The following is an 11,855-nucleotide window of genomic DNA, read 5'->3' as shown; positions in this document are numbered from 1 at the left end:
ATGCGTAGGACCTGCTAGTCGGCCGCCGCGACCCCGGGCGCCGCCGCCGGCCGGCCGGCGGCTTCGTCCAGGGCCCGCAGCACGTCCGCGACCAGGTCGGCGGGGTCCTCCACGCCGACGGAGAAGCGGATGAACCCCTCCGGCACCGCGTCCCCGCCCCACCGCGCGCGCCGTTCGGCGCTGGACCGTACGCTGCCGAAGCTCGTCGCGTCGTCGACCAGCCGCAGGGCGGCCAGAAAACGGTCCGCGTGGGCCTTGTCGGGCAGTGCGAAGGAGACCACGCACCCGAACCGCCCCTCGCGCATCTGCCCCCTCGCGGTCTCGTGCGCGGGGTCCGAGGGCAGCCCGGGGTGGCGCAGCCCGCTGATGTCGTCCCTGGTCAGCAGCGCCTCGGCGAGCGCTAGCGCGCCCTGGGCCTGGCGGTCGACGCGCAGCTGGAGGGTGGCCAGCGAACGGTGGGCGAGCCAGGTTTCCATGGGCCCGGGGATCGCACCGATGGTCTTGCGCCAGGCGCGCACCTCGGCCGCGAGGCGCGGGTCGCGGGTGGTGACGCAGCCGAGCAGGACGTCGCCGTGGCCGGTGAGCGCCTTGGTCGCGCTGGCGACCGAGAAGTCCGCGCCGAGGTCGAGGGGGCGCTGGCCGAGCGGGGTGGCGAGGGTGTTGTCGACGGCGACGAGCGCGCCCCGCGCGTGCGCTGCGTCGGCGAGACGGCGGATGTCGCACACGTCGAGGCCGGGGTTGGAGGGCGTTTCGATCCACAGCAGCGCGGCCCCGTCGAGCTGGGCGAGCTGGCCGTCGTCGCGGGTGGGGGTCGTACGGACCTCGACGCCGATCCCCTCCAGCCGTTCGCGGGTGGGAATGAGGAGGTTATAGCCGTCGTCGGGGAGCACGACCGCGTCGCCGGGGCGCAGTTGGGACATCAGTACGGACGAAATGGCGCCCATGCCGGAGGCGAAGACGACGGTCTCGGCGGGCGGCGCGTCGGCGCCGGGCGACTCCAGCTCCGCGATCGCCCGCTCCAGCAGGGTCCAGGTGGGGTTGGTGTCGCGGCCGTAGGTGTACGGGCCGCCGCCGTCGCCGGGCAGGTGGTAGTGGGCGGCGAAGACCGGGCCGGGCAGGGTCGGTTCGTTCGCCGTCGGCTCGGGCAGTCCCGCTCGTACGGCCCGAGTGCCGTCGCCTGTCATGCGCTCTCCTTCTCAGAGAAGTCCGCGTCGGGGAAGTCCGCTTGTCAGAAAGGTCGCTTCGAAGAGGTCCGCTTCAGGAACGTCCGGTGAGAAGACGTCTGGTTCGAAGACGCCCGCTTCAGGAATGCCCGCTTCAGGGACGTCCGCGACGTGTGAAGTGGGGTCCGCCGGGGGCGCGGAGTCGATGGGACACCCCGGTGTCCCATCGACTCCGGCCGTCGTGCGGGTACCGCGCTCAGTCCTTGTCGTCCGGAAGGATCATGTGCATCGCCCAGGCCACGATCGAGATGATCACCCCGCCGAGCAGGGCCGACCAGAACCCGTCGACGTGGAAGGACAGGTCGAACTTGGCTGCCAGCCAGGAGGTGAGCAGCAGCATCAGGGCATTGATCACCAAGGTGATCAGACCCAGCGTGAGGATGAACAGCGGGAACGACAACACCTTCACGATCGGTTTGACGACGAAGTTCACCACGCCGAAGAGCAGCGCCACGAGGACGAGCGTGAACGCCTTGCGCGTGGTGTTCTCGCCGGACAGGGTGATGCCTTTGAGCAGCCAGATGGCGACTGCCAGTGCGGCCGCGTTGGCGATCGTCTTGACTACGAAATTCTTCATGGTGAGATCGTTGCAGACGGGATCGGCCCGGGAAGGGTCGGCACAGCAAGGGGTGGACAAGCATGAAGGCATTCCGGCTGGATGAGCTGGAGGCGGAGCGGGCCGCCAACGACGGCGCGTATCTGCAGTTTCTTCGCGAGCGGAACATGTCGGTGGGGCTCTACGCGCTGGGCGCGGGCGAGGCCGACCCGCAGAGTCCGCACGACCAGGATGAGGTGTACCTGGTGATGAGCGGGCGGGCGTCGATCACTGTGGGCAGCGAGACGACGCAGGTCGCGCGGGGCAGCGTGGTCTATGTGCCGGCCGGGGTGACGCACAAGTTCCACCACATCGCTGAGGACCTGAGGGTCATGGTGGTCTTCTCTCCGCCTGAGAGCTGACCTGCGCTCCTGCCTTCCCGTAGGGGTTCGGTCAGGGGAGTACGGGGGCTGCTGGGCCCCCGCCGGCGGGCCCCGCCGCCTAGCATCGAAGGTGCAAGGGGAGACCCACCGAGAACGTGACCGACGCGATCGATACGACCGATGCGAATGGAAAGCAGGGGACGAAATGGCTGAGAAGGGGATATTCGGGGGTCTGCCGGGCTGGGTGAAGTGGATCGCGGTGCCGCTCCTCGTTGTGCTGGTGTTCGGCAGCCTGATCATGAGCGTGCTCGGCTTCGTCGTCAGCCTGCTCTTCAAGGCCCTGCTGCTCGTGGCGCTCGTCGGCGGACTCATCTACGTCGTGCGGAAGTTCACCTCTTCGTCCTCGTCGCACAGCGACTGGTAGACGCCCGCCGGGCGCTCCGAGGCGGCCTGCCCCGCTGCCCGCCGGGCGCTCCGAGGCGGCCTGCCCCGCTGCCCGCCGGGCGCTCCGAGGCGGCCTGCCCCGCCGCCCTCCGGGGTAGCCCGGCAGAGGGACACCCCCCGTCAAACATCAACCTGAAGGCGTTACTCCGGTTAGAGTGCGAATCGCTGACGCCTTCCTTGTGGCGGTGGCTCGGGCGGGCCGGTCGACCCACGGTCCGGCCGCGGCGCCGGCATCGCTCGTGAATTTACGGCCCCTGGGCGGCTCAGTAGTGGCGGGGGCGGCCCCCGCAGGCGGGCATGATGCCCGTCGGCACGCCTGGGGGTGAGCGTTGGCGACTGCGAATATCGGGGCTTCCCCTCAGCCGACTCTGATCGGATCGGTGCAGCGTGCGCTGCGACTGCTGGAGGCCGTGGGCGCGCACCGGGACGGTGCGCCTGCCAAGCAGCTCGCCCGTGAGGCGGGCCTGCCGCTGCCCACCGCCTACCATCTGCTCCGCACGCTGACCCATGAGGGATATCTGCGCCGCGAGAACGGGGTCTTCCGCTACGGCGACGCTGCGATGAGTCTCGGCGGAGTGGACGGCCGTGAGGAACGGCGCGCGGGAATCGCCGACACGCTGGGCGGGATCGGCGAAGAAATGGGCGTTCCTCTGTACTTCGCGGCGTACCGCGAGGGGGAGGTCGACGTCCTCGCCGTCGTCGACGGCCCCGAGTTCCCGGCCGTACAGGAGTGGGCGGATTTCCGCGAGACCGCGCACGCCCACGCCCTGGGCCAGTGCCTCCTCGCCCAGCTCGGCGAGGAGGAGCGCGACGACTACCTCGCCCGCCACCCCATACGGCCCCTCACCCCGTACTCCGCGTGTGACCGGGCCGATCTGGTGTGCCGGCTGGAGCGCAGACACCGCAACCAACCGGTCTTCGAACGGCAGGAGTACGCGCTCGGGACGGTCTGCGCGGCCTTCCCCATAGTCGCGGGGACCGCCGTCGCGACCATGGCGGTCTCCCTTCCCGCGAATCGGGTGGAACAACTCCGTCCTGTGGTCGAGTCGTTACGCTCCAGAGTCGGTGAGCTCGTAAGCTCACTCTCGTTCTCTATCAGTATCTGAAAAATCACTCCTTGTGATCCGTTAGTCGTTGTCAGACGATGGCGTCAATAGGGCCATGAGGATTCAATCCCGGCCAAATCCGACGAACGCGGGGCATAGGGCTATGCGCGACACGGTTCAGGCAGAAGTGACCATGACCTTTCTCGTCTCCGAGGAGCTTGCTTTCCGTATCCCGGTGGAACTCATGTACGACAGCAACGACCCGTACGCGATCACGTTCACCTTCCATCTCCCCGGCGATGCGCCCGTCACGTGGGCCTTCGCCAGAGAGCTGCTGCTCGACGGGCTGAGCCAGCCCTCCGGCGAGGGCGACGTGCACATCGCACCGACCTCCTCCGAACACCTCTCCGATGTCTTCATCCGGCTGCAAGTCGGCGGTGAACGGGCCCTGTTCCGGGCCGGCGCCGCCCCGCTGGTGGCCTTCCTCGACCGCACCGACCGCATCGCCCCGCTCGGCGAGGAGCGATCGGTCGCCGACCTCGAATGCGACCTCACCACGGCGCTCGACCGCATCCTCGCCGGCAACACCGAGGGGCAGAACGCCGGTTAGCGGCCTGTAGCCCCGCCCTCCTCCCGGATCGGCACACGCTCGGTACGCGGGGACGCGCCGTCAGGCGCGGCCGCCGACTCCCCGCCCCCCGAGCGGGCCGCCGAGCCGTCCGCGGCAGCGGCACGGCCGCTCGCAGCGCCGTTCTCAGCGCCGTTCGCGCCCTCGGCACCCCCCTGTGCCGAGCCCATCGACGCGAGCAACTGGCGGGCCAGCCCCAGGCCCGTACCGCCCATGGTGAGCGCCTTCGCGAACATGTCGGACATCCCGTCCGCCCCGTTGAGCAGCACCATGTGATCGACGCTCCCGAACGCCCCGGCGCCCGCCCGGACGATCTCGGGCCACTTCTCGGCGAGTTGCTGCGCGACGACCGCCTCCTGGTTCTCCGCGAGTGCGGCCGCCCGCGCCTTGATCGCTTCCGCCTCGGCCAGGCCCCGCGCCCGCGCCGACTCGGCCGCCGCCAACCCCTTGGCCTGCGCCGCCGCGGCCTCGGCCTCACCGGTCGCCCGGGTGGCCGCCGCCGTGGCGGTGCCGCGCGCCTTCGTCGCCTCGGCCTCCGCCACCGCCGCCGTCTTGACCCGGTTCGCCTCGGCGACCGCCGCCAGCTCCGTCTCCCGGGCCTTCGCCTCCGCCCCCGAGATACGGGCGTCCCGCTCCGCCTCGGCCAGCGTCCGCTTCTCGTACGCGGAGGCATCCGCCGGCTTGCGCACATCCGCCTGGAGCATCTGCTCGCGCCGCTGCGCCTCCAGCTCCGCCACCCGCGTCTCCTGGACCACGACCTCCTGCTGCGCGGCGGCCTCCGCCAGCGGGCCCGCCTGCCGGGCCTTGGCCGCCGCGCTGTCCCGCTCGGCCTGATAACCGGCCTGGAGGATCTCGCTGTCGCGGGTCGCCTGCGCCATCCGGGCCGACGCCTGCTGCTCGGCCTCGGTGGCCAGCCGGTCCGCCTCGGCCTGGGCGATTCGCGCGTCCCGGTGCACGGCGGCCGCGTGGGGCGCGGAGAGGTTCTTGATGTAGCCCGTCGGGTCCTGGATCTCGTGGATCTGCAACGAGTCGATGATCAGACCGAGCTTCTCCATCTCGGTGCCCGAAGCGGCCCGCGTCTCGCCCGTCAGCCGCTCCCGGTCCCGGATCATGTTCTCGACCGTCAACCCGCCCACGATCGAGCGGAGATGGCCGGCGAAGACGTTGTGCACGCGCTCGCCCATGAACTTCTGCTGGTCCAGAAAGCGGCGCGCCGCGTTCGCGATCGACACGAAGTCGTCGCCCACCTTGAAGATCACCACGCCGTGCACCCGCAGCGGAATGCCCTGCTGGGTCACGCAATCCACGTTCAGTTCAGCCTCGTTGAGGTCGAGCGACAGCTTCCGCACCACCTGGACCCCGGGCGTCACCAGCGTCCCGCGCCCGGTGACGATCCGGAAGCCCATGCCTTCTTCCAGGCCCTCCGTACGGTGTTTGGAGCCGGAGATGACGAGTGCCTCGTTCGGCTCGGCGACTCGCCACATGAGTTTGAAGAGACCGATCAGGATGATGACTGCGACGACGACAATCCCCGCCACGACGCCGATCAGCATGCGCTCACGCCCCCTTTGCCGGAGTCCCTGAAGGGACCCGCGATCAAAAAAGTCTGCTCCCGCCCAGGACCCCGGTGAAGCCTCGGACGCATCCTTGGTGCGCATTTGATACATCAGCCATAGGCGGCCATGACATAGACCGTGCGCGGCGGTTGATACTCCACGACCAGCACCACCGTGCCCCGCTCCAGCCGCTCGCCCGGCTCCACCGCGTACGCGAGGAACGCCTCGGAGCCCCCGCGCACCCGCACCATCACCTCGCCGACCAGCCCCGGCCCGACCGTCCCCGTCACCCTGCCCCGCTCACCGATCACCGGCAGCTCCCCCATCGCTCGGTACGGCAACCGCGGCCGCCCCCCCAGCCCGCTTGCTGCTCGTGACCACTCCGGTCACTTGGCGCGACGCCGCCTGCCGCCCCTCGCCGCGGTCCTCCTCCCGGTCCTCGACCCGGTACCCGTATTGTGCCGGTCGGCACTGACAACGAGCGCTGCCAGCGCCGTTGTCACCGGAACCGAGGCCACCAGCCCGATGGAGCCCACCAGGGTCCGTACGATCTCCTCCGAGACGATCTCGCTGGTCGCCACCGTGCCCACCCCGCTGTCCGCGATCGAGAACAGCAGCAGCAACGGCAGCGAAGCACCCGCGTACGCCAGCACCAGCGTGTTGACCACGGACGCGATGTGGTCCCGCCCGATGCGCATCCCCGCCCCGTACAGTTTGCGCCAACTCGCCCGCGGATCGGCCTCCTTCAGCTCCCACACCGCGGACGTCTGCGTCACCGTCACATCGTCCAGCACGCCCAGCGAACCGATGATGACCCCGGCCAGCAGCAGACCGCGGATCTCGATGTGCGGATAGAGGCCGTGCACCAGCCCCGTCTGGTCGTCGGTGTCGCCCGTCAGCCGCGCCCAGTCGATGAACACCGAGCCGAGCAGGCCGATGACCATCAGGGACAGCAGGGTGCCGATGACCGCCACGGATGTACGGGCCGTCAGCCCGTGGCACATGTAGAGCGCGATCAGCATGATCGCGCTGCCCCCGACCACCGCGACCAGCAGCGGGTTCGACCCTTGCAGGGCCGCGGGCAGGATGAACAGCGTCAGCACGCCGAAACTGATCGCCAGCGCGATGAGCGCGAAGAGCCCGCGCAGCCGCCCGACGAGCACGACGGCGATCGCGAAGACGGCTCCGAGCAGTGCCATCGGCAGCGTGCGGTCCACGTCGGTGACGGAGTACTGGAGGTTCTTCGGGGCCTTCGGCGCGTACGCGAGGACGACTTTCTGCCCCACCGAGTAGTGGCGTGAGGCGTTCGGTTGCACGATCTCGGTGAAGGGCCGGCCCTTGTCGTCGCCGGAGGTGACTTCCAGCGTGGCCTTCTCGCACTTCTGGGCGGAGCCGGGCCCGAGCCCGAGCCCGGGCCCGGAGCCGGTGCCGCTCGGGGGCGGCTGCCCGCTTCCGCCGCCCGGCCCCCCGCTGCCGGGCCCCGGCGCCTGCGACTGCGCCCCCACGTCCGCGCAGTTCACCTCCTCGACCTTCACCACCCGGCCCGATTCCGTCTGCTGGTCGAACCCCAGGCCGCTGTGCTGATGCGGCGGAGCGCCGCCGGGCCACAGGACCACGAGCCCGGCCACCACGGCGACGGCGAACGGGATGAGCACCGCCGCGATGACTCTGCGCAGGTGCCGGGAGACGGGCGCGGCCGGTCCATGGCTGTGCGAGTGCCCGTGACTGTGCGAGGGATCGTGGGCTTGCGGACGGCCCTGGGCAGGCGGGCGCTCCTGGGCAGGCGAGTGCCCCTGGGCCTGTGGGTGCGCGGGTTCCCGCGCAGGCGCGGGGGGATCGGGCTCGGTGCGTGTCACCGCCCGATCATCGCAAGGCCCCCTGGCCGCCGGGGGCAGCCAACCGTTAGCGTAGTGACACCTTTGCAATCGCGGGAGCTCGGAGCACCGGGCTGAGAGGGCGCTGATCTCCGTACGGGACGTACGGAAGCCGCTGCGTCGACCGCCGAACCTGTTACCGGGTAATGCCGGCGTAGGGAGTTGGGTCTGATGACCTCGCAGCAGGATGCACGCACGCCTGAAACCAGTGGCACCGCGGAAGCCGGCGGTGTCGCCGAGGGCTCCGCGGAGCTCGGCTGGCACAAGGACCACGTGACCGGATCACGCCCGGACCTGCGGGTCCCGGTGCGCCGGGTGCACCTCACCAACGGCCGGGACGTGCGGCTGTACGACACGTCCGGCCCGTACACCGACCCGGCCGTCGAGACGGACGTCCGGCGCGGCCTCGCGCCGCTCCGGGAGAACTGGATCATCGGCCGCGGCGACACCGAGGAGTACGCCGGGCGCGCGCTGCGCCCGGAGGACGACGGCCTCAAGCACACCACCCCGCGCGGTGGCCTCAAGAACCTCGACGCGGTCTTCCCGGGCCGCCCGCGCCAGCCCCGCCGGGGCCACGATGGGCGGGCCGTGTCCCAGCTCGCGTACGCCAGGCGCGGCGAGATCACGGCGGAGATGGAGTACGTCGCGATCCGGGAGAACGTCGCCCCCGAGACCGTACGGGAGGAGATCGCGGCGGGCCGGGCCGTACTGCCGGCCAACGTGAACCACCCGGAGATCGAGCCGATGATCATCGGCAAGAAGTTCCTGGTGAAGGTCAACGCCAACATCGGCAACTCCGCCGTCACCTCCTCCATCGAGGAGGAGGTGGAGAAGATGACCTGGGCGACCCGCTGGGGCGCCGACACGGTCATGGACCTCTCCACCGGCCGCAACATCCACACCACGCGCGAGTGGGTGCTGCGCAACTCCCCCGTGCCGATCGGCACCGTGCCGCTCTACCAGGCGCTGGAGAAGGTCGACGGCAAGGCCGAGGAGCTGACCTGGGAGATCTACAAGGACACGGTCATCGAGCAGGCCGAGCAGGGCGTGGACTACATGACGGTCCACGCGGGCGTGCTGCTGCGGTACGTGCCGCTGACCGCGCGCCGCAAGACCGGCATCGTCTCGCGCGGCGGCTCGATCATGGCCGCGTGGTGCCTGGCGCACCACAAGGAGTCGTTCCTGTACGAGAACTTCGAGGAGCTCTGCTCCCTCCTCGCCTCGTACGACGTCACGTACTCCCTCGGGGACGGGCTGCGCCCCGGCTCCATCGCGGACGCCAACGACGAGGCGCAGTTCGCGGAGTTGCGTACGCTCGGCGAGCTGAACTCCATCGCCAAGCGGCACGGCGTACAGACCATGATCGAGGGCCCGGGCCATGTCCCGATGCACAAGATCAAGGAGAACATCGACCTCCAGCAGGAGATCTGCGAGGAGGCCCCGTTCTACACGCTCGGCCCGCTGACCACGGACGTCGCCCCCGCCTACGACCACATCACCTCGGGCATCGGCGCGGCGATGATCGCCTGGTGGGGCACGGCGATGCTCTGCTACGTCACCCCCAAGGAGCACCTCGGCCTCCCGGACCGGGACGACGTGAAGACCGGCGTGATCACCTACAAGATCGCCGCCCACGCCGCTGACCTGGCCAAGGGGCACCCTGGCGCCCAGGAGTGGGACGACGCGCTCTCCGACGCCCGGTTCGAGTTCCGCTGGGAGGACCAGTTCAACCTGGCCCTCGACCCGGACACGGCACGGGAGTTCCACGACCAGACCCTCCCGGCGGAACCGGCGAAGACCGCGCACTTCTGCTCCATGTGCGGGCCGAAGTTCTGCTCGATGAAGATCTCCCAGGACATCCGCCGCGAACACGGCGGTGACCTGGCGATCGGTGCCGGTGCCGAGGCCGAGGCCGAGGCCGGGATGGCGGAGAAGTCCAGGGAGTTCGCGGCCGCGGGCAACCGCGTGTATCTGCCGATCGCGGACTGACACGCCGGATACCCCTCCGGTACGAGCCGGGCCCGAAGCCGCAACTCCCTCTTGCGACTTCGGGCCTTTCGGCTTCACACGCCCGCGCGCCGAGGACGCCTGTGGCGCGCTGGATACGGCCCGGCCGCGCGGCGGCGGGTCACTGCCCCTCGGCCGTACGGAGCAGCAGGTGGTCGACCAGGTCATCGGCGTAGTCGGGGCTGAGCGGGGTGACTCCGAGGAGGACGCGGACGTACATCGGGGCCAGGATGTGGTCGACCACTTCCATGGCTTCCGGCGGGTTTTCGCCCCGGGCGCGGGCGCGGTCGAGCATGGTGTCCAGTTGGCGCCATCGCTCGACGAGGAAGTCGTCGCGCGCCCGTTCGCCGTCCTGGCCCGCCGCGGAGAGGGATACGGACAGGCGCAGCACCGCCAGTCCGTCGGGTCCGGTGATGTCGCGCTCCACGTGGGCCGCGTAGCTGCGCAGGTCTTCCCTGAGGCTGCCCGTGTCGGGAATCGGTGACTGGGTGGTCAGCCAGGAGATCGCCACGTCCGTGGTCAGGGCTTCGAGGTTGCCCCAGCGGCGGTAGACGCTCGTGTCGGCCACGCCCGCGCGGGCCGCGACTTCGCCGACGGTGAAGCCGCCGTATCCGCGTTCGGCGACCAGGGCCAGGACGGCCTGGTGCACCGCCGTGCGGACGCGGGCGCTGCGTCCGCCGGGGCGGCGGGCCCGCTCTTGTTCTTCCTTCATGGCTCCATCCTAACCTTTAACGCAGTCGAGGCTTGCGTTTGTGTCCCTCATGGCTCTAACGTCTGGGTTAACGCAGTCGAGAGCAACTTTTAGGAGGGGCCATGAAGCCCGTCTTCTTCCCGGAGAACACCCAGTTCTGGTTCGAGACGCTGCGCGTCTTCGGGCACATCGCCTACGGAGGCGCCGACTTCGGGGAGGCGGCGGTCGTCGCCGAGCGCATCACCCCCGGCGACTACGACAGCTGGCACGACGAGTGGTTCGCCATGGGCGAGCGCGTGGCGGACGTCGCGCGTACGGCACAGGCCGGCGGGCACCGCGTCAGCGCCCGGGACGCCTTCCTGCGGGCCTCGAACTACTACCGCAGCGCCGAGTTCTTCCTGCACGGCAACGCCGACGACCCCCGCATCCTGCGCGCCTACGACGCCTCGGTCGTCTGCTTCCGCGAGGCCGCCGCGCTGTCCACCCCGGCCATCGAGCTGGTCGAGATCCCGTACGAGGGCACCGTGCTGCCCGGCTACTTCTACCGGGCCGACGACTCGGGCGCCGTCCGGCCGACCATGCTCATGTTCAACGGATTCGACGGAACGGCCGAGGAGATGCACTTCGGCGGCGCCGCCGCGGCCGTCGAACGCGGTTACAACGTCCTGACCTTCGACGGGCCGGGCCAGCCGGGCACGCGCCACCACCACGGCATGGTGTTCCGCCCGGACTGGGAGTCGGTCGTCGGCCCCGTCATCGATTACGCCCTGACCCGCCCCGAAGTGGACCCGGACCGGATCGCCCTGTTCGGCAACAGCATGGGCGGGCTGCTCGCGCCGCGCGCCGCGGCCTTCGACCACCGCATCGCCGCCGTCGTCGCCTTCGACGGGATCTATGACATGGCCGCCTTCGTGGTCGACGGCCTCCCCGGCGAGCGTGCCGAGGTCGAGCGGCGGCTGCGCGCCGACCAGGACCCCGAACTCGATGCCGTCCTGGAGGGGGCGATGGCCGCCAGCCCCAAGTTCCGGTGGGCCACGGAACAGGGCATGTACGTCATGGGCGCCGAGACCCCGCGCGCATTCGTCGCCACCTTCCTCGACTACAGCCTGGTCGGCGTCGCCGAGAAGATCGTCTGCCCGACCCTGGTCTGCTCCGGAGCCACCGACGTGTTCTTCGAGGGCCAGCCGGAACTGCTCTTCGAGCACCTGACCTGCCCGAAGACGCTCCTTGAGTTCACCACCGAACTGGGCGCCGACGCCCACTGCCAGGCCGGCGGCCAGCGGCTCGCCTACGCCCAGGTCTACGACTGGCTCGACGACACCATGGGGCGCCGCGGCTGACGCGTGCCGACGGTACGTACGTACCGGCGCACATGCGGCGGGGGGGGGGGGGGGGGGGGGGGGGGGGGGGGGGGGGGGGGGGTTGTGGGGGGGGGGGGGGGGGGTATCCCTGTGCGGTGTTTGTGCCC

General features: G+C 70.4%; 12 protein-coding genes. 6 read left to right on the top strand and 6 right to left on the bottom strand.

Annotation, left to right across the window (positions count from 1 at the left end; translation table 11 throughout):
• Positions 1 to 14: 14 nt before the first annotated feature.
• Positions 15 to 1,184, bottom strand: a complete 1,170-nt coding sequence (locus tag AC07AB_RS02105) for a cystathionine gamma-lyase (RefSeq protein ID WP_478558558.1) — start codon at positions 1,182 to 1,184, stop codon at positions 15 to 17.
• 235 nt (positions 1,185 to 1,419) lie between these two features.
• Complete coding sequence (locus AC07AB_RS02100) at positions 1,420 to 1,800, bottom strand: phage holin family protein (protein WP_478558555.1); 381 nt, start codon at positions 1,798 to 1,800, stop codon at positions 1,420 to 1,422.
• Positions 1,801 to 1,862: 62 nt separating this feature from the next.
• Here AC07AB_RS02100 and AC07AB_RS02095 point away from each other — a divergent pair, with 62 nt between their 5' ends.
• The 4 genes from AC07AB_RS02095 to AC07AB_RS02080 all read left to right on the top strand — a co-directional run bounded on the left by AC07AB_RS02095 (position 1,863) and on the right by AC07AB_RS02080 (position 4,241).
• The gene (locus AC07AB_RS02095) at positions 1,863 to 2,180 is read left to right on the top strand and encodes a cupin domain-containing protein (protein WP_478558552.1); all 318 of its coding nucleotides are present in this window, start codon (positions 1,863 to 1,865) and stop codon (positions 2,178 to 2,180) included.
• A gap of 166 nt (positions 2,181 to 2,346) precedes the next feature.
• On the top strand, positions 2,347 to 2,565 hold the full coding sequence (locus AC07AB_RS02090; RefSeq protein WP_478558549.1) for a DUF5326 family protein: 219 nt from the start codon (positions 2,347 to 2,349) through the stop codon (positions 2,563 to 2,565).
• Positions 2,566 to 2,965: 400 nt separating this feature from the next.
• Positions 2,966 to 3,691 carry an IclR family transcriptional regulator gene (locus AC07AB_RS02085; protein ID WP_478558546.1) on the top strand — a complete coding sequence of 242 codons (726 nt, stop codon included), beginning with the start codon at positions 2,966 to 2,968 and terminating at the stop codon, positions 3,689 to 3,691.
• 103 nt (positions 3,692 to 3,794) lie between these two features.
• Entirely contained in the window at positions 3,795 to 4,241 is a 447-nt protein-coding gene (locus tag AC07AB_RS02080; protein WP_478558543.1) for an SsgA family sporulation/cell division regulator, read from the top strand.
• On the opposite strand, the gene AC07AB_RS02075 is transcribed toward AC07AB_RS02080, so the two are convergent.
• The 3 genes from AC07AB_RS02075 to AC07AB_RS02065 all read right to left on the bottom strand — a co-directional run bounded on the left by AC07AB_RS02075 (position 4,238) and on the right by AC07AB_RS02065 (position 7,671).
• Positions 4,238 to 5,812 carry an SPFH domain-containing protein gene (locus AC07AB_RS02075; protein ID WP_478558540.1) on the bottom strand — a complete coding sequence of 525 codons (1,575 nt, stop codon included), beginning with the start codon at positions 5,810 to 5,812 and terminating at the stop codon, positions 4,238 to 4,240. The genes AC07AB_RS02080 and AC07AB_RS02075 overlap by 4 nt on opposite strands.
• A 113-nt stretch (positions 5,813 to 5,925) precedes the next feature.
• Positions 5,926 to 6,141: a hypothetical protein gene (locus tag AC07AB_RS02070; protein ID WP_478558537.1), complete on the bottom strand. Its 216-nt coding sequence runs from the start codon at positions 6,139 to 6,141 to the stop codon at positions 5,926 to 5,928.
• 60 nt (positions 6,142 to 6,201) lie between these two features.
• Positions 6,202 to 7,671 (bottom strand): YibE/F family protein, encoded by a 1,470-nt coding sequence (locus AC07AB_RS02065; RefSeq protein ID WP_478558535.1) that lies wholly within the window; start codon positions 7,669 to 7,671, stop codon positions 6,202 to 6,204.
• Between the two features lie 189 nt (positions 7,672 to 7,860).
• Here AC07AB_RS02065 and thiC point away from each other — a divergent pair, with 189 nt between their 5' ends.
• The gene (gene thiC / locus AC07AB_RS02060; protein ID WP_478558532.1) at positions 7,861 to 9,678 is read left to right on the top strand and encodes a phosphomethylpyrimidine synthase ThiC; all 1,818 of its coding nucleotides are present in this window, start codon (positions 7,861 to 7,863) and stop codon (positions 9,676 to 9,678) included.
• Positions 9,679 to 9,817: 139 nt separating this feature from the next.
• Here the strand turns inward: thiC and AC07AB_RS02055 are convergent, their stop codons facing one another.
• Positions 9,818 to 10,408, bottom strand: a complete 591-nt coding sequence (locus tag AC07AB_RS02055) for a TetR/AcrR family transcriptional regulator (protein WP_478558529.1) — start codon at positions 10,406 to 10,408, stop codon at positions 9,818 to 9,820.
• 101 nt (positions 10,409 to 10,509) lie between these two features.
• Between AC07AB_RS02055 and AC07AB_RS02050 the strand changes: the two genes are divergently transcribed.
• Positions 10,510 to 11,727, top strand: coding sequence for an alpha/beta hydrolase family protein (locus AC07AB_RS02050; RefSeq protein WP_478558526.1), 1,218 nt, complete (start codon positions 10,510 to 10,512; stop codon positions 11,725 to 11,727).
• Positions 11,728 to 11,855: the final 128 nt, after the last annotated feature.

Source organism: Streptomyces sp. NPDC044033, assembly GCF_056434425.1.
Note: the sequence above shows the minus strand (reverse complement) of the source record. Positions and strands in the feature narration are given on the sequence as shown.